This is a genomic window from Candidatus Goldiibacteriota bacterium HGW-Goldbacteria-1, assembly GCA_002839855.1.
In the GTDB taxonomy this organism is placed as follows: Bacteria; Oederibacteriota; PGYV01; order PGYV01; family PGYV01; genus PGYV01.
Window position 1 is genome coordinate 32,125 of the sequence record PGYV01000015.1, and the last position, 22,089, is coordinate 54,213.

Annotated in this window: 23 protein-coding genes; all 23 read left to right on the forward strand. The window is 42.3% G+C overall.

The window, feature by feature from the left end; translation table 11 throughout:
• The first annotated feature begins 14 nt into the window (after positions 1 to 14).
• The 23 genes from CVV21_12120 (at position 15) to CVV21_12230 (ending at position 22,086) form a co-directional block, all read left to right on the forward strand.
• Positions 15 to 332: a quaternary ammonium compound-resistance protein SugE gene (locus tag CVV21_12120; GenBank protein PKL90542.1), complete on the forward strand. Its 318-nt coding sequence runs from the start codon at positions 15 to 17 to the stop codon at positions 330 to 332.
• Between the two features lie 50 nt (positions 333 to 382).
• Positions 383 to 1,450, forward strand: a complete 1,068-nt coding sequence (locus CVV21_12125) for a ribulose 1,5-bisphosphate carboxylase large subunit (GenBank protein PKL90597.1) — start codon at positions 383 to 385, stop codon at positions 1,448 to 1,450.
• 108 nt (positions 1,451 to 1,558) lie between these two features.
• Positions 1,559 to 2,206 carry a hypothetical protein gene (locus CVV21_12130; GenBank protein PKL90543.1) on the forward strand — a complete coding sequence of 216 codons (648 nt, stop codon included), beginning with the start codon at positions 1,559 to 1,561 and terminating at the stop codon, positions 2,204 to 2,206.
• The gene (locus CVV21_12135; protein PKL90544.1) at positions 2,206 to 3,438 is read left to right on the forward strand and encodes a hypothetical protein; all 1,233 of its coding nucleotides are present in this window, start codon (positions 2,206 to 2,208) and stop codon (positions 3,436 to 3,438) included. Before CVV21_12130 ends, CVV21_12135 begins: the two co-directional genes overlap by 1 nt.
• Positions 3,435 to 4,676 (forward strand): hypothetical protein, encoded by a 1,242-nt coding sequence (locus CVV21_12140; protein ID PKL90545.1) that lies wholly within the window; start codon positions 3,435 to 3,437, stop codon positions 4,674 to 4,676. The genes CVV21_12135 and CVV21_12140 overlap by 4 nt, the downstream gene beginning before the upstream one ends.
• A 35-nt stretch (positions 4,677 to 4,711) precedes the next feature.
• Entirely contained in the window at positions 4,712 to 5,446 is a 735-nt protein-coding gene (locus tag CVV21_12145; protein ID PKL90546.1) for a hypothetical protein, read from the forward strand.
• Positions 5,447 to 5,491: 45 nt separating this feature from the next.
• Entirely contained in the window at positions 5,492 to 6,646 is a 1,155-nt protein-coding gene (locus tag CVV21_12150) for a hypothetical protein (GenBank protein PKL90547.1), read from the forward strand.
• 11 nt (positions 6,647 to 6,657) lie between these two features.
• On the forward strand, positions 6,658 to 7,341 hold the full coding sequence (locus CVV21_12155; GenBank protein PKL90548.1) for a lipoprotein-releasing system ATP-binding protein LolD: 684 nt from the start codon (positions 6,658 to 6,660) through the stop codon (positions 7,339 to 7,341).
• Positions 7,342 to 7,535: 194 nt separating this feature from the next.
• Positions 7,536 to 9,275 (forward strand): lipid A export permease/ATP-binding protein MsbA, encoded by a 1,740-nt coding sequence (gene msbA, locus CVV21_12160; protein PKL90549.1) that lies wholly within the window; start codon positions 7,536 to 7,538, stop codon positions 9,273 to 9,275.
• A gap of 310 nt (positions 9,276 to 9,585) precedes the next feature.
• Entirely contained in the window at positions 9,586 to 10,164 is a 579-nt protein-coding gene (locus CVV21_12165) for a D,D-heptose 1,7-bisphosphate phosphatase (protein PKL90550.1), read from the forward strand.
• Positions 10,161 to 11,147, forward strand: a complete 987-nt coding sequence (locus CVV21_12170) for a hypothetical protein (GenBank protein ID PKL90551.1) — start codon at positions 10,161 to 10,163, stop codon at positions 11,145 to 11,147. The genes CVV21_12165 and CVV21_12170 overlap by 4 nt, the downstream gene beginning before the upstream one ends.
• Positions 11,148 to 11,151: 4 nt before the next feature.
• Complete coding sequence (locus CVV21_12175) at positions 11,152 to 11,625, forward strand: D-glycero-beta-D-manno-heptose 1-phosphate adenylyltransferase (GenBank protein ID PKL90598.1); 474 nt, start codon at positions 11,152 to 11,154, stop codon at positions 11,623 to 11,625.
• 38 nt (positions 11,626 to 11,663) lie between these two features.
• Entirely contained in the window at positions 11,664 to 12,623 is a 960-nt protein-coding gene (locus CVV21_12180; GenBank protein PKL90552.1) for a hypothetical protein, read from the forward strand.
• Positions 12,616 to 13,746 (forward strand): hypothetical protein, encoded by a 1,131-nt coding sequence (locus CVV21_12185; protein PKL90553.1) that lies wholly within the window; start codon positions 12,616 to 12,618, stop codon positions 13,744 to 13,746. The genes CVV21_12180 and CVV21_12185 overlap by 8 nt, the downstream gene beginning before the upstream one ends.
• Before the next feature lie 229 nt (positions 13,747 to 13,975).
• Positions 13,976 to 14,902, forward strand: a complete 927-nt coding sequence (locus tag CVV21_12190) for a hypothetical protein (protein PKL90554.1) — start codon at positions 13,976 to 13,978, stop codon at positions 14,900 to 14,902.
• Positions 14,899 to 16,119 (forward strand): hypothetical protein, encoded by a 1,221-nt coding sequence (locus CVV21_12195; GenBank protein ID PKL90555.1) that lies wholly within the window; start codon positions 14,899 to 14,901, stop codon positions 16,117 to 16,119. Before CVV21_12190 ends, CVV21_12195 begins: the two co-directional genes overlap by 4 nt.
• A 4-nt stretch (positions 16,120 to 16,123) precedes the next feature.
• A complete protein-coding gene (locus tag CVV21_12200) occupies positions 16,124 to 16,366 on the forward strand; it encodes a hypothetical protein (protein PKL90556.1) in 243 nt (80 codons plus the stop codon).
• Positions 16,367 to 16,486: 120 nt separating this feature from the next.
• Positions 16,487 to 17,470, forward strand: coding sequence for a hypothetical protein (locus CVV21_12205; GenBank protein PKL90557.1), 984 nt, complete (start codon positions 16,487 to 16,489; stop codon positions 17,468 to 17,470).
• Positions 17,471 to 17,582: 112 nt separating this feature from the next.
• The gene (locus CVV21_12210; GenBank protein PKL90558.1) at positions 17,583 to 18,164 is read left to right on the forward strand and encodes a phosphoheptose isomerase; all 582 of its coding nucleotides are present in this window, start codon (positions 17,583 to 17,585) and stop codon (positions 18,162 to 18,164) included.
• Positions 18,161 to 19,144 (forward strand): D-glycero-beta-D-manno-heptose-7-phosphate kinase, encoded by a 984-nt coding sequence (gene rfaE1, locus CVV21_12215; GenBank protein PKL90559.1) that lies wholly within the window; start codon positions 18,161 to 18,163, stop codon positions 19,142 to 19,144. The genes CVV21_12210 and rfaE1 overlap by 4 nt, the downstream gene beginning before the upstream one ends.
• 70 nt (positions 19,145 to 19,214) lie before the next feature.
• Entirely contained in the window at positions 19,215 to 19,706 is a 492-nt protein-coding gene (rfaE2, locus tag CVV21_12220; protein ID PKL90560.1) for a D-glycero-beta-D-manno-heptose 1-phosphate adenylyltransferase, read from the forward strand.
• Between the two features lie 15 nt (positions 19,707 to 19,721).
• Positions 19,722 to 20,450, forward strand: a complete 729-nt coding sequence (kdsB, locus tag CVV21_12225) for a 3-deoxy-manno-octulosonate cytidylyltransferase (GenBank protein PKL90561.1) — start codon at positions 19,722 to 19,724, stop codon at positions 20,448 to 20,450.
• A gap of 4 nt (positions 20,451 to 20,454) precedes the next feature.
• The gene (locus CVV21_12230; protein ID PKL90562.1) at positions 20,455 to 22,086 is read left to right on the forward strand and encodes a CTP synthase; all 1,632 of its coding nucleotides are present in this window, start codon (positions 20,455 to 20,457) and stop codon (positions 22,084 to 22,086) included.
• The last annotated feature ends 3 nt before the right edge of the window (positions 22,087 to 22,089 follow it).

Consider the following 22,089-nt stretch of genomic DNA (forward strand, 5'->3'; position numbering starts at 1 on the left):
ATCAGGAGAACACTATGGACTGGATAATTCTGTTTATTGCAGGCATATTTGAAACGGCGTGGGCGCTGACACTTAAATACACGCAGGGATTTACAAAACCCATGTTCAGCGTGATTACCGTTATTTTTATGGTAATAAGTTTCTTTCTGCTTTCATACGCGTTAAAGACAATTCCGGTGGGCACGGCATACGCGGTGTGGACGGGAATCGGAGCGCTTGGCGTGGCAATTATCGGTATAGTGTTTTTGGCAGAGCCTGTTAACGCCATGCGTATTATCAGCCTGCTATTGGTGGTGGCCGGTGTTGCCGGATTAAGGCTGGCGGGAAAATAGTGGATAAGACAAAATGGTTTACCGCGCAGTACGCCATTACCGCGGGGAATATGGCGGAGGCTAAAGAGCGCGCTTTTGATATCTGCGTGGAGCAGACTGTTGAATTTCCTTATGACCTGATAAAGAAAAAAAGTATCAAAGAAAATATTGTCGGAAAAATAAGTTCTTTAAGTGAGATTAAAAAAGGTTTTTATAAAGCGGAAATATTATTTCCGTCTGCCGCGGCGGGTAATGAATTAACCCAGCTTTTAAATGTCCTGTTCGGCAATATCAGCATAAAACCCGGAATCAGACTTGAAAGATTTAATCTTACAGGCGCCATGTCAAAAACTTTTAGCGGCCCGCGTTTCGGGGTTAAAGGGATAAAAAAAATAACCGGCAATAAAAAACGCCCGCTTGTATGTTCCGCTTTAAAGCCAATGGGAACAAGTGTTAAAGAACTGGCGGAACTTGCATATAAATTTGCGCTTGGCGGAATAGACATCATTAAAGACGACCATGGCCTTGCTGATCAGAAATTTTCACCTTTTAATGAAAGGGTAAAAAGGTGCACGGAAGCGGTCAGGAAAGCAAATAAGCAGACCGGATACAATACGGTATATATGCCAAATGTTACAGGGGACGGGGCAGAGACTTTAAAGAGGGCAAAGTTTGCGTCAAAGTGCGGAGCAGGCGCGGTAATAATTTCAGGGGCGCTTTCAGGTTTTGCTTCCATTTTTGAAGTATCGAAGGATACTAAAGTAAACGTGCCTGTCTTTTTTCACCCGGCTTTTGCCGGCAGTTTTACATCATGCCAAAATTCTGGTATAAGCCATTATGCCCTGTACGGGCAGCTTACAAGGCTGTCAGGCGCGGACGCGGCTATCTTTCCAAGCTACGGCGGACGGTTTTCTTTTTCAAAAGAGGAATGCAGAAGCATTGTTAATGGCTGTACTGATAAATTTGGGAAAGCAAAGTCCATCATGCCGGCGCCGGGCGGCGGTATGACGGTTGAACGCGCGGCAGAACTTAAGCAATTCTACGGTAATGATGCTGTATTTCTTATCGGCGGGGGATTATTCAGGCACAGTGATGATATAACCAAAAGCGTAAGGGATTTCATTTCCTGTTTAATATAATCCGTGTCTTGGGGGCAGATATATGACCGGGTGGTCATTTAATTGTTGACTTTTTAATTGAAATCTTGTATAAATCATTTAATGACCACGTGGTCATTGGAGGATTGATTGCCAAAGATACAGGAAAAGCACTTATTTAAAAGGTTAAGCCCGGACAAACAGGAGCGCATAATGCATGCCTGTATAGACGAGTTCGCCAAAGCCGGATATACCAATGCTTCCACCAATAAAATGGCAAAGGCGGCGGGAATTTCAAAAGGCAGCCTTTTTAAGTACTTTTCCAGCAAGAAAGAGTTATATGTTGAAGTTATAGACCACATTCTGGAGGATTTTTTTGGTTATGTACAGTCCAAGGATTACTATCTGGAAGAGAAAGACATTCTTGAAAGGCTGAAACTGGTAACCAAAGAGACATATTCTTTTTTCAGGAAGAAGACAAGCCTGTTTAAGGTGCTTATGCGGGTTAAGACCGAGGGCGGAATGAATGTTATGGAACATTTGAAAGAGCGCTGGGAGCCGAAGGTCGCGTTTTTTTACGGCAGGTTTTTTTCAGGCGTTGATTTTTCAAAGCTGGCTTTGTCACAGGAAGAATTTATCAGGCTCTGGAACTGGATAGATTACGCGATAGATTCGGAAGTGCTTTCGGATTTAGGCGGCGAGTTTACAATGGATGACATAGAAGCTGCCTACGAAAACAGGCTTGGGCTTATTTACAGGGTTTTTAAAGACGGAATATATAAAAAGGAGAAAAAATAATGTTTTTCTTTCTTAAACTTGCTTATGGGAATATCACCAAGAATCTAAGGAATTCGCTTACGATTATTATTGCGGTTTTTATCAGCGTGTTTTTCATGGAGTTTACAGTCGGGTATATGGACGGTTTTAAAATGAAGCTTTTAAAAGAAGGCCTTGATCTGGTGGGACACGTAAAAATATATAACAAAATGTATAAAGAGAACCTTGATTTTTCGCCCGTGGAATACAATATCCCCATTAACGACGGGTTAATGAAAAAAATTAAAGATATCCCGGGTTTTAAGGATGTAAGGGCGGAAATAAATTTTGGAGTGCTTGCAAGCACCGGAGATTTAAGCCAGGAAACACTGGTTAAGGCAATAGACCTTTCCCGAAAGGATGAAGTTTACGCTCCGCGCGTGAAGAATATCAGGCAGGGCAGGTATCCTTCGGCTGAAAATGAAATAGCCATCGGTTATAAAATGGCTCAGATACTGAAAGTTAAAGAAGGGGATTCTTTAGTGCTTTTTGGGCTGGACAGTTACGGCGGTATGAACGCCGTGGAAGGCGTGATTACCGGAATATTTAATAACTTTAATCCGCCGGAAGATGAAAAACTTATATTGTGTTCGCTTGAACTGGCGCAGAGATTTCTTGGAATAGAAGGCACGGCAACAGAACTGTTTGTTAATCTAAATGACTCGCTTGCCGCCAAAGACGCGGCAAAGGCGTTAAGGGAAAAACTTCCGCCTGAATATACCGTGAATTCATGGGAAGACGAACAGCCTATGCTTGTATACGCTTTTCAGTCTATGGATGTCGCGACATTTATGATATGCGCTATTATTCTTGTGGCCGCGGCTTTCGGCATAGTAAATTCTTTCCTTATGAACATTATGGGAAGGATGCCGGAATTCGGAGTGCTGCGCGCAATGGGCGTGTCCAGGATGCAGCTTGTGCTTATGATTTTGTCGGAATCTTTCGCGCTTGGACTTATCGGGACGGCGGCAGGCATGCTGCCCGCTGTGGCGATTGTGGCTTATTTTCAGAAGCACCCCATTAATTATGAAAAAATGGGAGATATGATGGAAAGCATGGGCGGTATAGACGCGATGATAGGGACAGCGCTTACATTTGAATCCGCAGCGGCTGTTTTTGTGACCGGTGTGCTTATATCTGTGGCGGCTTCGCTGTATCCGGCTTTATCGGCAGCGCGCAGAAAACCTGTAGAGATACTGAGGGTGCTTGAATGAACAAAAAAACTTTAAAGATGGCATTTTTTAACGTAATAAAACACAAAAGGCGCACATTCTTTAATGCGATGACTTTTTCCATAAATATGATCGCGCTAATATTTGTGCTGGGGCTGGTCCGCGGGCAGTACAACATGATGATAGACAAGACAATAGATTTGCAGGTGGGCCATTTAAAAATATATAAGGAAGGTTACGTTGAAGATAAAAAACGTATTCCCCTTGATATCGCCATAAGCAATCCGGATGACGTCGTGGAAGATATTCTTAAGGTGGGCAGGGTTAAAGGGGCTGCCAAGCATATAGTAAGCACAGGGACACTAAGCAGCGGCAGCAAGAAAACCGGAATGATGTTTATAGGGATAGATTATGAGAATGAAAAGAAAGTAACAAGCGCTTACGATAAAGTGTCGGGTACGGCGCTGGGTACTGATGCCGGAATATATATAGGAAAGAAAATGTCGCAGTTGATGCAGATTGAACTCGGCGGCACTATGATGATTTACGCCAGGACAAAGGATAATTCCAATAATCTTGTGGATGCCGAAGTTAAAGGCATTTATTCCGCCGGTTTTGAATATATGGAAAAAAATATTGCGGTTGTGCCTTTTGATTTTGCGTCTGATTATTTAAACATGAACGGCGCGGCAACGGAAATTAAAATCGCGCTTGAGAATAAAAAGTACACGGCGCAGGTTAAAAAAGAGATACAGGAAATACTCCTGAATAAGTATCCTTCGCTTATTGTGCGTGACTGGGCGGAAGAAGCGCCGGAAATAATTTTTGCCATTCAGCAGGACTTGGTTGTTTATTCAATCATTTTTGCTATCCTGATATTTTTATCTTTTTTTATAATAGTAAACACGCTTACTATAAGCGTGTTTGAACGCACCGCGGAAATAGGGACGTTAAGGGCTATTGGGATGCAGAAAAAAGAGATAAAAAATATGTTTCTGGTGGAAGGGCTGATATTGGGTGTTATAGGCGTAATAGTGGGCGGACTTCTTGTGCTTCCTTTGGTCTATCAGATGAATGTGACAGGTATAGATATGAGCGGAAAAGGGATGGAAGAGCTGTCCATGCCTTTTGATCCTGTTATGAAGGCGATAAGCGAGCCGTTTGACTGGCTTATATCGGGGCTGATATGCATTATCTCCGCGGCTTTCGGAGCATGGTTTCCCGCTTCGCGCGCCGCAAAGACGGATATAATACACGCGTTAAAAAGAGGCGTTAAATAAGCGCGGTTTAATGAAAAAATATAACGGAGGACTTTATGAAAAAATTACTGTTTGTCATGGCAGTGCTGCTTGCGGCATCCGGGCTTTTTGCCGCTGAAGCAAAATATTCAAAAGAACTTGCAAATGAACTTTTAAAATCCACAGATGACTCTTTATATCCGAAGATTTTTAAATCGGTAATGAGTATGAAGACAATAAGGCCGGGCAGGAAAGCTTTGTCTTATACGTATCTTATCCACTCTAAGGGCACTGATAAAGCGCTTATGGAAATTACAGCGCCTGCAAGGGATAAAGGCAAAAAAATACTTATGACAGGCGATAATTTATGGATGTATGTGCCCGCGGTATCCAGGCCTGTGCGTTTAAGTAAAAAGGATTCTTTTATGGGCAGTTCTTTCAGTAATGAAGACCTTATGAATTCCACGATGGCGGATGATTATGAACCGGTAATAAAAGACAATAAAGGCGACCTGTATCTGCTTGAACTTACGGCAAAAAGGGCTGATGTAGCTTACGCAAAAATTGAAATATGGGTAAACAGGGCGCTTATGGTGCCGACAGAGGCTTCTTATTACGGCATGTCCGGCAAACTTATGAAGAGGATGATTTTTGATAAAGTAGGGGAAATGGCCGGCTTGAAAAGGCCGCTTCACATGAAGATGGAAGACGTCCTTGAAAAAGGCGCGTATACGGAAGTGGATTTTATATCCATGGAAGAATTAAAGTCGCTGCCTGATTACAAGTTTGACCAGACACAGATGGCAAAATAAAAACGTTTTTTTTAATAACAAAAGAATAATATTTTGGAGGAAGTAATGAAAAGGTTATTGTTTTTGTTAATGGTTTTTATTTTTGCGGCTGGGTTAAGCGCGGATGATTTTGATATGTCTTTGGAATTTGAAAGTTCATACTCCAGGGCGTATTACAGGCAGGCTTTAATAAGCGGGTCTTATCTTATTCCGCAAATGCCTGTGTCTGCCGTGGCGCAGAAAGCAGAACTGACTCTTACAAAAGAACTTGATGATTTAAAACTGAACTTAAACGGAGAACTGACGCTTAACGAAAGTATTATTAACACTACAGTGAACTATGCTTATGCGGTTATGTCAAATGGGCCGTTTACCGCTTCGTTCGGGAAACAGCGGGTAAGATGGGGCACCGGATATATGTGGAATCCGTCTGATGTACTGCAGCTTCCTAAAAATTCGCTTGACCCTGAAAGTACGGTAGAAGGCACATACAGCGCAAGGCTTGAATATTCAGGGGAGTTTTTTACGCCGTCAGTAATTGTATCAGCAGTGTCTGCTAATGATGAAGGCGGGCTGCCAAATTCCGTATCGTATGCTTTTCAGCTTTATAAACTTGTTGGCACTGCGGATATCTTTATTAACGGCGCGTATCTGAAAGATTACGTGGAAAGCATAGGCGCGGCTGTTTCCTGGGACGCTGATATTTTTGTGGTTAATCTGGAAGGCGCGGCAATCAGATACCGGTCAAATGCGCCCAATATCATGCACGTTTTAAAGCCGTCTGATTCGGGAAAAATACTTCCCGGGATAACCGCCGGGCTTTCAAAAAGGCTGTCGGATTCATTTTTCATTTCCGCTGAATATTATTATAACGGCTGGGGGTTGAACAACGCGGATTATGCCGCGGCCGCGGCAGGGGTAATAGATAATGATACTTACATGTCAATTTCCCGCGGGCTTATGGCGTGGCCAAAACGCCATTATGCCGGTGCAAGTTTAAGTTATACGTGGCTTGATACAATTACTTTAACAGCCACCGGTATTTACGGCGCGGATGACGGGGCGTTTTATGCTTTTCCCGCGCTTGTATGGAACCCTTCCGAGAATTACGGCTTTACCGCGGAATTTTTGTATAATTTCTGCGATTCAAGAAGCGCGCAGGGAGTGCTGTTAAACCCGGTGCGTTCGGTTTTAAATCTGAAGTTTAATGCATACTTCTAAGAGGTGAAAAAATGGGAAATATAATTGAAATTAAAGATGCAAAAAAGGATTACCAGCTGGGCAAAACTACAGTATCCGCGTTAAAAGGCGTTAATCTGGAGGTTAAAGAAGGCGAATTTATGTCAATTGTGGGGCCTTCCGGTTCCGGCAAGACCACGCTTTTGAATCTTATAGGGTGCCTTGATTCGCCAACAAGCGGGTTTGTAAAACTTTTTGGAAACCATGATGTTTCCAAACTTACAGACAAACAGGCAACAGAGCTAAGGCGCGACAAGATAGGTTTTATCTTTCAGACGTTTAACTTAATACCGGTTTTAAACGTATCTGAGAATATAGAATTCCCGTTAATAATACAGGGCGTAAAAACCGAAGAAAGAAAAAAGAGAGTGGCGCAAATAATAGAAGACGTGGGCTTACAGGAATTTGTGGGGCATAAGCCCGATGAACTTTCCGGCGGGCAGCGTCAGCGCATAGCAGTTGCGCGCGCCCTTATAACAAATCCGAAATTGGTACTTGCGGATGAACCCACGGCAAACCTTGACAAAGAAAACGGCCTTAACATTCTTGCTATCATGAAGCACATGAACGAAGAACACGGCGTGACGTTTGTATTTTCCACCCACGACCAGCGCGTAATGGAACACGCCAAAAGGGTGGTTGTCCTGGAAGACGGGGTAGTGACAGGGGACAAGTAATAAGTAACAAGTGACAGGTGACAGGTGACAGGTGACAGCTGGCAGGTAACAACTGACAGCTAACAACTTGCAGTTTTTATTTTTAAACCTGTAATTTGTAACTTGTAACCTGTCAGCTGTCTTAAATTCCTTGATTACAGCCTTAAAATCGTATAATATAAGGTATTATTTTAATTTCATTTTATTGGAGACTCATGAAAACATACCTTAGAATGCTGCAATATGTAAAACCTTACCTTGCCCGTATCATTATCGCGTTATGCGTTATGGTCATTACCGCGGGGCTTACAGCGGCTTCTTTTTACGTGATAAAGCCCGTAATTGATAAGATTCTTGCCAATCCCGACAAGGCAGAGGCGTTAAGATACATACGGCTGCTTCCAATTGCGGTTATATTAATATACGCGCTTAAAGGCGTGTTTCTGTACATTCAGGGATACCTTATTAACTGGATAGGCAATAAAATAATCTGGGACATGCGCAATTCGCTTTACAGGCACATCACCAACCTTTCAATGCGGTTTTTTAATAATCAGAAAATGGGGGTTCTTATCTCCCGTATCACTAATGACGTCACTCTTATGCAGGGCGCGGTGGCCAATGTGCTTGGCAATCTTATAGGCAGCGTCCTTAACATTATCGGCCTTGTAAGCCTTCTTTTTTATTTGAATTGGTTTCTTGCGTTAATGGCTATTATTGTTTTCCCTATAGCTGTGCTTCCTATTATTCAGTTTGGCAAAAAAATGAAAGCTGCGGCGCGCGGCACCCAGGAAAAAATGGGCGATATCACCGCGGTTTTAAATGAAAGTTTTAACGGCATCAGGATAGTAAAGGCGTTTGGCATGGAAGAGTACGAACGCAGGCGTTTTAATTCAGACCTGCAGAGGTTTTTTGACTATACCATGAGGGGGGTGCGCGCATCTTCGCTGTCATCACCCACAATGGAAACAATTGGCGCTATTGGAATCGCGGCCATTATTTTTGTGGCAGGCTCGGCGGTAATTAACGGCACGCTTACCACAGGGACGTTTTTTGCCTTTATAGCGGCAATTACCGGTTTATATCCGCAGGTAAAAAAATTAAATGATATGAATAATGTCATTCAGCAGGCGCTGTCGGCAGGGGAGCGTGTATTTGAAATACTGGATACAAAGCCGGAAATAAATGACCTGCCGGGTGCAAAGGAATACCCTGAATTTAAAAACAGCATAACATTTACAGATGTGAAATTCGCTTATAATCCCGGTGAAAATGTATTAAAAGGAATTAACCTGGAAATAAAAAAGGGGCAGGTCTTTGCGGTAGTCGGGCCGTCGGGTTCCGGTAAAAGCACAACTGCCGACCTTCTTGCGCGTTTTTATGACCCGCACGAGGGTGAAATAAAAATAGACGGTATTGATATCAGGCACATAAAACAGGAAGCGCTGCGCAAACTGATAGGAATAGTAACGCAGGAAACTATACTCTTTAATGACACTATAAAGGCAAACATTGCTTACGGGGACGGGGAAATAAATGAAACAAAGGTATTGGACGCGGCAAAAGCGGCCAACGCGCATGATTTTATAGTCAAGCAGCCTGAAGCGTACGAAACAATGATAGGTGACAGGGGCGTCCGCCTCTCCGGCGGGCAGAGGCAAAGGCTTGCTATTGCAAGGGCAATCCTTAAAAATCCGCCTATTCTTATTTTAGATGAAGCGACATCATCCCTTGACAGCGAATCAGAAATACTTGTGCAGGAAGCCATAAATAACCTTATGAAAAACAGGACCACATTTGTCATTGCACACAGGTTATCAACGGTAAGAAACGCGGATAAAATTGTGGTAATTGACGGCGGTGTAATAAAAGAAGAAGGCAAACACGAAGAACTGCTTGCCAAAAACGGGATTTATACAAAACTTTATAATATGCAGTTTAAACTGCACGAATAATTTGGATGCTTGGAAGGTTAGATGCTTGGATGCTTGGAATGCAGGTTTAGATTTGGTAGACGCGGGTCTTTAGCCCGCGGCAGTTGATTGAAATGAAAGCGAATTAAGCTATAAGCAATTAAGCAGAAGCGAAAGCAAAGAAATTTGTTCCGCTATAGCTTAAATGCTTAATCCGGTAATATGCTATGTTTAAAGTTTCCGCTATAGCTTAAATGCTTAATCCGTTAATGTGCTATGTTTAAAGGTTCCGCTATAGCTTAACTGCTTAGTGTTTATAGCTTATGCTTAGCGGCTAAAATCAGGAGTACTTATGAACAAAGCGGTCTTTCTTGACAGGGATGGAAACATAATTCATGACCCGGGTTATTTAAGCGACCTTAAAAAATTCCGTTTTTATAAAAACACCGTGAAAGGTTTAAAACTGCTGCAGGACAGCGGGTTTAAACTTATTGTCCTTACAAATCAGTCCGGCGTGGCGCGCGGGTTTTATGGCGAAGACTTTGTAAAAGCCACGCACAAATATATGGATAAGCTTCTGGCCTCGCATAACGTAAAAATAGACGCTTATTATTACTGCCCGCACCACGTTGACGCTGAAGTGAAAAAATATAAAATGGACTGCAGCTGCCGCAAACCCAAAACAGGAATGATAGATATGGCGGTTAAGAAGTTCAAAATTGACCTGAAACAAAGCTGGTCAATAGGCGATAAACTGACCGATGTTAAACTTGGAAAAAATGCCGGGACAAAAACTGTCCTTGTACTTACCGGCAAAGGGAAAAAACAGGTATTAAAGATTGAAACAAAGACAAAGCCGGATATCATCTCGGCAAACCTTTATTCAGCGGCTAAAAAAATAAAAGCCGGATTAAAGACGGAGGACAAATGAAAAAATATACAGCCCTTGTGGATAAATTCCGCGGCAAGCGCGTGCTTGTGCTGGGGGATTTTATCCTTGATGAATACATTTACGGCGAGACAGAGCGTATCTCGCGAGAGGCGCCCGTTCTTATATTAAGGCACACAAAAAGCACCTATGTGGCAGGCGGCGGTGCAAACCCTGTTATGAACATATCCGACCTTGGCGCAGTGCCTGTGCCGGTGTCAGTGGCCGGTACCGACAGGTATTCCGACATACTGCTTGGGCTGATGAAGGAAAAAGGCATAGATATTTCCGGTATTGTAAGGACCGGCGAGTATACCGTGCCGGTAAAGGCGCGCGTTATGGCGGGAAGCGTTCACACCGTTAAACAGCAGATTGTAAGGATTGACAGGTATAGTGATAACGGGATTTCAAAAGAGATGGAAAAGAAGGTAATTGAAAACATTAAAAGGTTATTACCTTCTGTCTGCGCTGTGATAGTTTCGGATTACGGCGGCGGCATGATAACCGACGGGATAATAAAATACATTAATTCCGCGGCAAAGGCCGGGGCAAAAGTGGTGGTGGATTCCAGGTACGCTTTAAGAAAATACAAATATATTTCGGCAGCCACGCCAAATGAAACAGAGGCGGGGCCCGCGGTGGAAATAGAAAAATACGACGACAAAAGCGTGACAAAAATAATCAGAAAACTTTCAGATGCCATGAAGGCAAAAGGCATGATAGTGACCAGAGGCAGTAAAGGTATGATGATTTTTGAAAAAGGCAAAATAACATCTATCGCGGCGCACGGCACAGATGAAATAGTGGATGTATCCGGCGCGGGTGACACGGTATCTTCTGTTGTGGCACTTTCGCTTGGGTGCAGCGCATCGCTTGTAGATGCGGCAAAAACAGCAAACGTGGCGGGCGGCGTGGTGGTAATGAAGCGCGGAACAGCCACAATCACGGCGGAAGAATTAAAAAGGGAGCTTAAAAATGCTAAATAAGATAATGACAAGGGAAAAGATAGCGGTTATTGCCGCGAAATATAAGAAGAAAGGAAAGAAAATTGTTTTTGCTAACGGCTGTTTTGATATTCTTCATGTGGGGCATGTGCGTTTTCTGCGCGGCGCCAGAGCAAAAGGCGATATTCTTGTACTTGGCTTAAATTCAGACGCGTCAGTAAGAAAGTTAAAGGGCAAAGGCAGGCCCCTTGTAAATCAGCGCGACAGGGCGGAACTTATGGCTGCGTTTGAATTTGTGGATTTTGTCACGGTTTTTGGCGAACAGACAGTGGAAAAAACTTTAAGGATAATAAAGCCTGATTACCACGCAAAAGGCACCGACTATACAAAAGATACCGTTCCGGAAAAAGGCATAGCAAAAGAACTTGGAATAAAGATAGTAATTGTGGGTGATAAGAAAAATCATTCCACAAAGGATGTCATTAAGACAATAGTTGAAAGATACGGTAATAATAAGTAAAAGCCGGTATCGGGTATTGACATAAAAACGGGGGATTAATGAAAAAAGTACTGGTATGCCGCACGGACGGAATAGGTGATTTATTACTGACTACTCCGCTTATTCATGAACTGGCCGCGGCAGGATATGAAACATACGTGCTTGCGGGGCTGTACGCGGGAACGCTTCTGGAAAACAATCCCGACGTAAAAGGGATAATCTATTATAATAAAGAAAATATTAAGTTTGTCCAGATGTCGGTAAAAGACCGCGGCTTTGACCTTGCAATATGCGCTTATCCCCGTTTTGAAATCGCGAGGATGTTAAAAAAAAGCTGCATAAAAGAAATATACGGAACTTCAAGGCGGTGGTATTCGCCTCTTTTTTTTAATAGAAGAATAAATTTAAGCAGAAAAAAATCGGATAAACATGAAGCCGATTACAACCTTATGCTTGCGCCGTTTCTTGGCGGAAAGCAGGCTGCAGGTTATTACTATTTTCCCGCAAAAGAAGAAAAAGACAGGGCTGCGCAGGTATCAGCAAAACTTGGATTAAAAGAAAGGTTTGTAATAGTTCATCCCGGAAGTAAAGGTTCAGCATGGAACTTAAGCCCGGAAAAATACGCGGAGATTGCCTCGCTGATTTCTGTTGAAACGGGAGCGGATGTCCTTATAACAGGCGCTGCATCAGAAAAAGAAATTATGGTTAAAGCGGGCGCGGGTTCTGTCAATGATAAAAGGATAAAGATTCTTGATGAAAAAATGGATGTAAGGGATTTTGCGGCTTTAATCGGGATGTCATCGCTGGTGGTAAGCTGCAGCACGGGCCCAATGCATATTGCAGCCGCGCTTAAAGTTAAGACGTTAAGTTTTTTTCCGCCCAAAGAAATACCCCATATAAGCAGTGCAAGGTGGGGCGCACTGGGCAATAAAAGTGCTATAATAGAGTTAAATCCGGATGGGGAAGCGCCGGATATGGAAAAAATAAAGGCTGAAATAAAAGGGCTGATTAATGGATAAGAAGGGTGGAATGAAAAAAACAGGTGTGCTTATATTGGCTGCGGTTTTGTGCGTTTTTTTTATTTCATGCGCGTCTGCCGCAAAAAAAATATCGGTTGTAAAAGCAACTGATGAAGAGCAGATAATAAGGGACCAGGTGGAAGAAACACCCGTACCCACGCCTTCTGCCGCAACGGCCGCTGCTGCTGAAAAGGTTGAATTAAGTGAATATATTGTACAAAAGGGCGACTCTTTGTGGAAAATATCCAGAAGTTATTATGGTAAAGGGGCGCTGTATCCTTCCATTGCTGATACCAATTCGGTTAATAATCCGGATTTGATTTTTGAAGGAAAAAAACTATTAATCCCCGCGCCTAAATACGCTGTTATGCCGGCCCCTACAAGAGCGGTACCGGCAAATGTTAAGTCCAAAAGCGGTTTTGAATACAGGGTCTCTTCCAATACAAGGGCTTTTGGCGTGGGGGAAAAACTTGTGTATGCCGTAAAATATTTTAATGTCACAGCCGGTATTGGGGTTCTGGAAATTGAAAATATGGTGGAAATAAACGGCAGAAAAGTATATAAGCTTGGCGCGCTTGCCCAGACAGCGCCGTTCTTTGAAAGCTTTTTCCGCGTTCGCGACCGCATTGAATCATATATAGATATAGTGGGATTGTTTTCGTGGAAGTACAGCAAGAAACTTGAAGAGGGCGCCTACAGGGCGAACACCGCGATAGAATTCAACCACGAAAAGGCAATTGCCACCAAGCATACAGGCGAGACCTATAAAATTGTCCCATTCACGCAGGATGTCCTGTCAGAACTTTATTACTACCGCACCTTTGACCTTTCGCCGGGCAAAAATGACGAGGTTTATATTGACGTATGCGCGGACGACGGTAAGTCTTATCAGATTGTCGTGAAAAAATTAAGGTATGAAACAGTGACGGTTGACGCGGGCACGTTTGACTGCGTTGTGGTTCAGCCCTTTTTAAAATTTGAAGGTATTTTTAAACAGGCAGGTGATGTGGTAATCTGGATGACAAATGACGGTAATAAAGTGCCGGTAAAAGTGGAAAGCAAAATCCCCATCGGCGCCATATACGCGGAACTTCAGAATGCAACGGTAGTTCAGGCAAGGTAGTTATTGGTTTATATTTTTGTTGTTATGATGTGGTATTTGTTTTCGTAGGGGCAGCGCTCCCGCGCTGTCCGGCAGTTTTGTTTTTGTCCTGGTTGGAGTGAGCCTGCGAAGCGGAAATCCCGGCAATAAAGCGAGCTTGCGAGCGGAAGCAGGCGGGATAGTCGCTTCCTTTTAGGGCGCGTGTTCTTTTAATTTAAATATAACATATAAAATCAATTTCCGCACGGATGTGGCGGCGGCGCAGCAGGGGTATCAGGACAGCGTGCAGACATTTGCCGCGTCTGTGTCTTCTGAAACTGAATTTGACGGGATGAAGAAGACCCTTACTTATGATTACGTCATGCAAACCAATGAAAACGGCGACAGTGAAGTTATGATAACCGGTACAGGCGCTTTGCAGATGCAGTTTTTGGTGGATACTGCGGCGGGTTCGGTTACTTATTTAATGGCTAACGGCACAACAAAAACATTCACGCTAACCCCGGAAGAAAAAGACGCTATTATGTCGCAGTACGCGGGGTTGGGAAGTTTTGGCGGATCTTCAATTAACACAATGTTTGCCGATAAAGACGGGAATAAATCATCTGACGTAAAACATCCAAGGGATTTAAGGGTAAAGGAAGCAGAAACCGCGGATTATAAGGTAAGGGTGAAAAAAGAGTTTTTTGGGAATAAAGCGGTTGTGGAATATGAAAATAAGAAAATGGCGCTGATGAAAGAGGGTTTTGACAGGAATATTATGATAGCAGAAGAAATCCCGGCAAAGAACGGTAAGGATAAAAAGATAAAGAAAAAGTATCTGCAAAAGTTAAGGGATGAAAAAGAGAACGTAAAAAGGCATATGATAGCGAAAAGGGTGGAAAAAATTAACCTTGATTCGGGAATAACGGAAGAGCAGGAATTTTATAATGAAGCAGGGGAAAAACTTGGACATGTAACGGTAAAACGCAGGCATAAAATAAGAGCCGTACCGCGGCACAGGGGTGCGGGTGTGGCAGGGGTAAAAGAAAGGGAAATAGAAATGCCGGCAGAATCAGAAGTGGAAATGTCCTCCCCACAGGGAAAGGCTAAGACCAATATTGTGATGAGTAATATTAAGGTAAATGAGGATGTAAAGTTTGAATGGGTAAAGACAAAAAAGGAGGGGAAGAAATGAGAAAAATAATTTTAACGGTTTGTATTATAGGGGTAATATCAGCGGGTCTGCTGTACGCACAGGGAAAAAACGGTGTAACGGAGACGGCACAGCCATCTGCTGATACCACTACTGTACCCGTGGTAACCACGGCGGCAACTGTTTCTGTTGACACTAAAGAATCCAAAACCATAAAAACCGAAATTCAGTCTCCCGGTGTTGTGACAGAGTATAAAGAAGACGGGATAAAAGTCGTGACAATTAACCTGTCGGAAGTGGATGAAAACAAACTCCCGGAAAAGTATGAAGCAAAAGTAATCCTCGAAGCCCCGATATATGTTATGCCGGAAACTATAGAAGAACAAAAGAAATTCAAATCGGAAGAAGTCTATTTTCTTCAGTTAAATGAATATCCGCAAGCTTTCGATGTAAAAATTGATGCAAAAGGAAACATATACGTTCTTGATACGTATGCTGAAAAAATACATAAATTTAATGATAAAGGTGTTCGTGTAAAACAGATACCCATTAAAGACACGATTAAAACCCACTTTGTAAAAGAAGGTGACGGGATAGGTTTTGATAAATTTAAAAATGAAATAGCGATAAATAGTGGTCTTTATATTCGTGATACAGCATCTAGTATAATAGAGTCTATAGACGAAAACGGTAAGGTTCTTGAAACAATAGATGTTCCCAAAGAAATAAATGGAAAAAGTACAAGAAAGATGAAGATGTGGGCAGATGAGGAAGGGGTTAGAATTGGGGAAAGCAAGAGTATAAGGGGAGAGTGGAAGAGTGATAAGAAGATAAAAAGCAATAAAACGGAAGAAGTTGTAATAAAACAGATAGACGTTAAAGGTTTTAAAATAGAAAAAGGCGTTATAAAAATGATAATAGTGCAAAACTCACCAAGCGCAATATCAAGTAAATTTATTGGGACTGACGCAAATAATAATATATTTATTTGGTTTTATGCTGGATTAGGGAAGGAAACGGCAATAGTAAAAATTGACGCAGAAGGAAAGTTATTGTTTGCTAATCCGTATTGGAAATATATGTTTGGAAAAGAATGGTTTGATGAATGTGGGAATGCGCCGCAACCGTTATTGCTGAATTGGGAACAAAGCTTGCTGCTTGACGAGAATGGTAATTTATATATTTTTCAATTGATATGTTGTACAAAAAAGCAAGATTGTGATCAGAAGATAAGAGTTATCCGGTTAAACGGAGTATAATGAAATGGATAAAAATTGTAAAAAAAATTTATTCTTCTTCCTGCTGTTATTATTTCCATGGGTGATATTTTCTTTGGATGGAAATGCGATAATATCTAACGCCGATTTTTATAAAGATCTTAAATGGACATGTAATGATTGGAACGCAAGGGCTTCAAATACAGATGAACTTCCTGAAAATAATGATTTGGATTATCCGTTTTATCCTTCTGGCGCAGCTGTAAGTAGAGACTCGCAAAAAAAGTAAACTGACACCGTGCCTTGACTCATGACATTGTAAGAATAAATGCCAATAAAATATAGGGTTTCTCGTATTTGTGAGTGGTTTTGCATATTTTGTTTCAAAACATAGAGGGGAAAACAAATTATGAGCAGACAGTTACGTATTATATTTCCTGGAGCTGTATACCATATAGGTGCCAGGGGATATGAAAGAAGTTTTATTTTTAAGGACGACAAAGAAAAGCAGCACTTTCTGGATATCTTGACCCGCGCATCAAAAAAATATGATTTTACAATTCACGCATACGCAATTATGGGCAACCATTATCACATCCTTGCGGAAACAAGCAGCCCTAATTTGTCGCAGGTAATGCACTATATTAACATGAGGTATGGCAAATATTATAATATCAGGCATAAGAGAAAAGGATATGTATTTGAAAGAAGGTATAGTGCGTTTGTAATTCAAAAGGGAGAGGCTGTAAAAAGGCAGGTTCAATATATACATATGAACCCGATTCGCGCGAAAATAGAAAGCATTCTTGGCACGTATAAATGGACAAGCCACAACAGGTACGTTGGGATGGACAAGGAAAGCCCGGCAAAGTGTGATTATGTTCTTTCTCTTTTTGGCGAAGATACAAAAACCGCCACAGCGGCTTATGAAGAATATATGTGTAAATCTAAGGTTCTAAATAAGGTGCGGGTTGAAACGGGTATGTATGGGGTAGGTATAATAGGCGATAAAAGTTTTGTGAAGAATGTAAAACTTTTGTTTGTCAATAAGAAGCTGTCTGAAGAAATAAACACAAGAAGCGAAATAAAAAAGATATTCGATTACAAAGAAATAATAAGGGCAGTTTGTGAATTCTATCAAATAACAGAGGTCTTATTGACGGCTAAAAAAGGGGCTTGGAACGTGTATAAAAAAGTCCTTATATATTTGCTGTCAGCAGATGGAGGATTAAGCGGAGCGGAAATAGGCCGGATGCTTGAAATACATCAAAGTTCAGTATCGAAAGCAATATCAAGAATGGAGAAACAAATAAAGGCAATAAAGTGGAAAGCCGAGGAAATAGATAAAATACGTATTAAATACACGGTTTTAAAAGAAATGCTAATAAAATAAGGTGAAATTTGTCATAATGTCATGAGTCAAGGCACGGTGTTAAAAAAGAAAAAGAAGAAGAACCGCTAATTATAATTAATTCCAGCATATATATCACCCACAGGGAGAAATTATGAAAGAATATTTCAGGCAAAATGTTGATGAAATTCGCGATGTTCAGGAAAAAAGTTTTGAAGCCCACAAGGATACCACCCTCCCAAAAATAGCTGACGCGATGCACAGCTGCCTGGCTGCAGGGAACAAGATAATGATATGCGGCAATGGGGGGTCGGCTTCTGATGCAATGCACATAGCGGCGGAATTTGTTGTGCGTTTAAAGGAAAACAGGCGTGCTTATCCCGCCATGGCATTATCAAATGACCCTGTGATTATAACCGCCTGCGGCAATGATTTGGGATATGAAATGATATTCGCGCGCCAGGTAGAGGCTTTTGGAAAAAAAGGCGACGTGCTTATAGCGCTTTCCACATCGGGCAATTCCCCCAACGTTATAAAAGCGATAGAAGAATCCAAAAAACAGGGTGTTATAGTAATTGGTGTTACAGGCGAAGGCGGCGGGAAAATGGTATCTATGTGCGACGTACTGCTGGATATAAAATCAAAAAGCAGCGCCCGCATTCAGGAAACATACATGACCTTTCTTCATACCTTATGTTTCATCACCGAAAAAAGGCTGGCCGGCGAAAAAATATGAAAAACATAAAAATATCATCACTTAAAAAGATAGTAGGCAGGTTTAAGGGGAAAAAGATACTTGTAGTGGGCGATCTTATGATAGATGAATATATCTGGGGGAATGTCTCCAGAATATCTCCGGAAGCGCCTATCCCGGTGGTGGAAGTATCGCGCGAAGAATCAAAACCCGGCGGCGCGGCCAACGTAATAATTAACCTTATCGCTATGGGCGCCAAAGTATATTGCGCCGGCGTGGTGGGCGCGGATGCCAATGCCCACAAACTTGAAAAATATTTCAGGGACCATAAAGTAAATTATACCGCACTTATTGAAGACACAAAAAGGCCTACCACAATAAAGACCAGAGTTATCGCGCATAACCAGCAGGTGGTAAGGATTGATAAAGAAAAAAAACTTGCCATCAGTTCCGCTATAAGGGAAAAGATGCTTACAAAACTTAAGCCTGTCATAAAAGAAATGGACGGCATAATACTTTCTGATTACAACAAGGGAATGATGACAAAAGAAATAGTGGACGGCGTAATGAAGGCAGCTGCGGGTAAAATAGTGGCGGTTGACCCCAAACCCCAGAATATGGCCCTTTTTAAAAATACCACGCTTATCACGCCTAATAAAAAAGAAGCAGCCGGCGCGACAGGTATTGATATTGAAACAGAAAAAGATATTCTTACCGCGGGCAGTAAATTAAAAAAAGAGCTTGCTATAAAAGCGGTGCTTATTACACGCGGCGAAGACGGCATGTCCCTTTTTGAAGACAGCGGTATTTCGCACGTACCCACTGTTGCCCGTGAAGTGTTTGATGTGACAGGCGCCGGGGATACGGTTATATCGGTTGCCACGCTTGCGCTGTGCGCGGGCGCGGATTTTAAAGAAGCGGCGGTTTTGTCAAACGTAGCGGCAGGAATATCGGTTGCCGAAGTGGGCGTTTACGCGGTTACGGCAAAAGAATTAATTAATGAACTTAAGGACAAATGTTAATATAAATATAAGGCGAAGCGGAAAAGTTATATAAAGTTCTGCCGTTATTGTCTGTTACTTTAGGAGCCCCATGAACAAGGTGATTTTCAGCAGAAAAAAACTTATAGAAGAAGTTAAAAAAATAAAAAAATCCGGTAAAAAAGTGGTCTTTACAAACGGATGTTATGACCTGCTTCATGTGGGGCATATAAGGCTTCTTCAGAGCGCAGGAAAAAAAGGCGATGTATTAATTGTCGCCATTAACAGCGATGCTTCTGTCAGGCGTATAAAGGGTGAAAAAAGGCCACTGATAAATCAGAAAGAACGCGCCGAAACCCTGTCCGGCCTTGAATGTATTGATATCGTAACTGTGTTTAATGAAGACGACCCTTTTAATATAATAAAAGACATATTGCCGGACATACTTGTAAAAGGCGGCGACTGGCCGCTGAATAAAATAATAGGCAGTGATATAGTGATAAAAAACGGCGGCAAAGTGATGAACATAAAATATCAGGCGGGCAAATCCACCACTAACCTTGTAGGCAAAGTAGTAAGCGCGTATGGGACAAAACCGCTGTAAAATTTAAGGAGTCATATGAATATTATAGGAATAATTCCGGCAAGGTTAAAGTCGTCCCGCCTTCCCGAAAAAATGTTAAAAAAGATAAAAGGCAAAACTCTTATAGAATATGTTTATGAAAACGCGAAAAAAGCAAAATCGCTTAAAAAGCTGTACGTGGCTACGGACAGCGTAAAGATAAAAGAGGCAGTGGAGAGGTCAGGAGGGCTGGTTATTATGACTTCTTCCAAATGCAAGTCAGGTACGGAACGCATACAGGAAGCGTTAAAAACGGTTAAAGCGAACATAAATGACATTGTTGTCAATATACAGGGGGATGAACCCCTGCTGGAGCCGAAACTTATAGATGCCGCTGTACAAGTGCTTGTCAATGACGACAGGTATGACTGTGCCACTATTGCATCGCAGATAACGGATTCTTCGCATATAAAGGACCCGTCGTGCGTGAAGGTGGTAACGGACATGGACGGCGGCGCGTTATATTTTTCGCGCGCGGTTATCCCGTTTTCCAGGGACGGCAAAAAGGTTCCTGTGTTTAAACACATAGGCCTTTATGCCTACAGGAAAATGGTGCTTGACCGGTGGAACAGCATGAAGAGCTGCTACGAATCAGTGGAGAAGCTGGAGCAGTTAAGAATGCTGGAAAACGGAATGAAGATAAAAGTCATAAAGGCAAAAAGCAGGAGCGTAGGAATAGATACACCCAAAGATTTCGCGAACTTTAAAAAAATAATAACAGGATAAAAAAATGTCAAAATATATATTTGTAACGGGAGGCGTTGTATCGTCTCTGGGCAAGGGAATAGCGGCATCTTCCATAGGCGCCCTGCTTGAAAGCAGGGGCTTAAGGATTGCAATGCAGAAATTTGACCCATATATAAATGTGGACCCGGGCACAATGAGCCCTTTTCAGCACGGCGAAGTATATGTCCTTGATGATGGGGCGGAAACCGACCTTGACCTTGGCCATTATGAAAGGTTTACATCGGCCTCTTTTTCGGCGCTTAATAATGTAACCACAGGCAAAATTTATCAGTCAATAATTGAAAAAGAAAGAAAAGGCGATTACCTGGGCAAGACAGTACAGGTGGTGCCGCACGTTACCAATGAAATAAAGAACAGGATAAAAATGGCCGCGCGTAAGGATATAGATGTGGTGATAGTTGAAATTGGCGGCACAGTGGGCGACATTGAAAGCCTGCCGTTTCTGGAAGCTATAAGGCAGATGCAGATTGACGAAGGCCGCGACAACGTGCTTTTTGCGCACCTGACGCTTGTTCCTTATATAAGGGCTGCCGGTGAAATTAAGACAAAACCCACGCAACACAGCGTAAGCGCCATGAGGTCAATTGGAATACAGCCGGGAATCCTGCTGTGCAGAAGCGAAAAGAAAATATCAAAAGGCGAAAGGGATAAAATAGCCCTGTTCTGCAACGTGGAAGAAAATGCCGTGATTCAGGCGCTGGATGTAAGCACCATATATGAAGTGCCAAGGATGTATCTTAATCAGAAGCTTGATGATATAATTTTAGAGAAACTTAAGATAAAAAAAGCGCGTAAAGCCGACCTGAAAAAATGGGACGCGATAGTCCGCAGGATAAAAAAACCGGCGCTGGAAACTGAAATTGCGGTTGTGGGAAAATACCTGGAAGTTCAGGACGCCTACAAATCAATTAAGGAAGCCATTCTGCACGGCGGTATTGCCAATAACTGCAGGGTAAATATTAAATGGGTGGATTCTGAAACAATAGAAAAAGCGCCCGCGGCAGCAAAAGCGTTAAAAGGCGTATCCGGCATACTTGTACCGGGCGGTTTTGGCAACAGGGGAATTGAAGGCAAGATTAACGCGATTAAGTACGCAAGGGAAAATAAAGTGCCGTTTTTTGGAATATGCCTTGGAATGCAGATGGCAGTCACGGAATTCGCGCGCAATGTATTAAAGTTAAAAGGCGCCAATTCCACTGAATTTGACAGGGAAACTCCGTATCCTATAATCTCGCTTTTAGAAGAACAGAAGTGCGTAAAGGATATGGGCGGCACGATGAGATTAGGTTCATACCCGTGCAGGTTAAAGCCGGGTTCCAGAATTTATTCGGCGTATAAAGAAAAAGTGATATTTGAAAGACACAGGCACAGGTATGAATTTAACAGCATATTCAAAGAACGTATGGAAGAAAAGGGAATGACGGTTTCGGGATTATCTCCTGACGGGCTTTTAGCGGAAGCGGTTGAAATAAAAAACCATCCGTGGTTTGTGGCTGTACAGTATCATCCGGAATTTAAGTCCAAACCTGTATCGCCGCACCCTCTTTTTAACGGGTTCGTAAAAGCGTCCGTGGCAAAAAATAAATTTAAAAAGGCAAAAGAAATAAAGGGGTGAAGA

Excerpts from the sequence above, each read along its gene's own strand:
- CVV21_12120 (PKL90542.1), top strand. The coding sequence starts at position 15 with ATGGACTGGATAATTCTGTTTATTGCAGGCATATTTGAAACGGCGTGG.
- CVV21_12125 (PKL90597.1), top strand. The coding sequence starts at position 383 with ATGGCGGAGGCTAAAGAGCGCGCTTTTGATATCTGCGTGGAGCAGACT.
- CVV21_12135 (PKL90544.1), top strand. The coding sequence starts at position 2,206 with ATGTTTTTCTTTCTTAAACTTGCTTATGGGAATATCACCAAGAATCTA.
- CVV21_12140 (PKL90545.1), top strand. The coding sequence starts at position 3,435 with ATGAACAAAAAAACTTTAAAGATGGCATTTTTTAACGTAATAAAACAC.
- CVV21_12145 (PKL90546.1), top strand. The coding sequence starts at position 4,712 with ATGAAAAAATTACTGTTTGTCATGGCAGTGCTGCTTGCGGCATCCGGG.
- CVV21_12150 (PKL90547.1), top strand. The coding sequence starts at position 5,492 with ATGAAAAGGTTATTGTTTTTGTTAATGGTTTTTATTTTTGCGGCTGGG.
- CVV21_12155 (PKL90548.1), top strand. The coding sequence starts at position 6,658 with ATGGGAAATATAATTGAAATTAAAGATGCAAAAAAGGATTACCAGCTG.
- msbA (PKL90549.1), top strand. The coding sequence starts at position 7,536 with ATGAAAACATACCTTAGAATGCTGCAATATGTAAAACCTTACCTTGCC.
- CVV21_12165 (PKL90550.1), top strand. The coding sequence starts at position 9,586 with ATGAACAAAGCGGTCTTTCTTGACAGGGATGGAAACATAATTCATGAC.
- CVV21_12170 (PKL90551.1), top strand. The coding sequence starts at position 10,161 with ATGAAAAAATATACAGCCCTTGTGGATAAATTCCGCGGCAAGCGCGTG.
- CVV21_12175 (PKL90598.1), top strand. The coding sequence starts at position 11,152 with ATGACAAGGGAAAAGATAGCGGTTATTGCCGCGAAATATAAGAAGAAA.
- CVV21_12180 (PKL90552.1), top strand. The coding sequence starts at position 11,664 with ATGAAAAAAGTACTGGTATGCCGCACGGACGGAATAGGTGATTTATTA.
- CVV21_12185 (PKL90553.1), top strand. The coding sequence starts at position 12,616 with ATGGATAAGAAGGGTGGAATGAAAAAAACAGGTGTGCTTATATTGGCT.
- CVV21_12195 (PKL90555.1), top strand. The coding sequence starts at position 14,899 with ATGAGAAAAATAATTTTAACGGTTTGTATTATAGGGGTAATATCAGCG.
- CVV21_12200 (PKL90556.1), top strand. The coding sequence starts at position 16,124 with ATGGATAAAAATTGTAAAAAAAATTTATTCTTCTTCCTGCTGTTATTA.
- CVV21_12205 (PKL90557.1), top strand. The coding sequence starts at position 16,487 with ATGAGCAGACAGTTACGTATTATATTTCCTGGAGCTGTATACCATATA.
- CVV21_12210 (PKL90558.1), top strand. The coding sequence starts at position 17,583 with ATGAAAGAATATTTCAGGCAAAATGTTGATGAAATTCGCGATGTTCAG.
- rfaE1 (PKL90559.1), top strand. The coding sequence starts at position 18,161 with ATGAAAAACATAAAAATATCATCACTTAAAAAGATAGTAGGCAGGTTT.
- rfaE2 (PKL90560.1), top strand. The coding sequence starts at position 19,215 with ATGAACAAGGTGATTTTCAGCAGAAAAAAACTTATAGAAGAAGTTAAA.
- kdsB (PKL90561.1), top strand. The coding sequence starts at position 19,722 with ATGAATATTATAGGAATAATTCCGGCAAGGTTAAAGTCGTCCCGCCTT.
- CVV21_12230 (PKL90562.1), top strand. The coding sequence starts at position 20,455 with ATGTCAAAATATATATTTGTAACGGGAGGCGTTGTATCGTCTCTGGGC.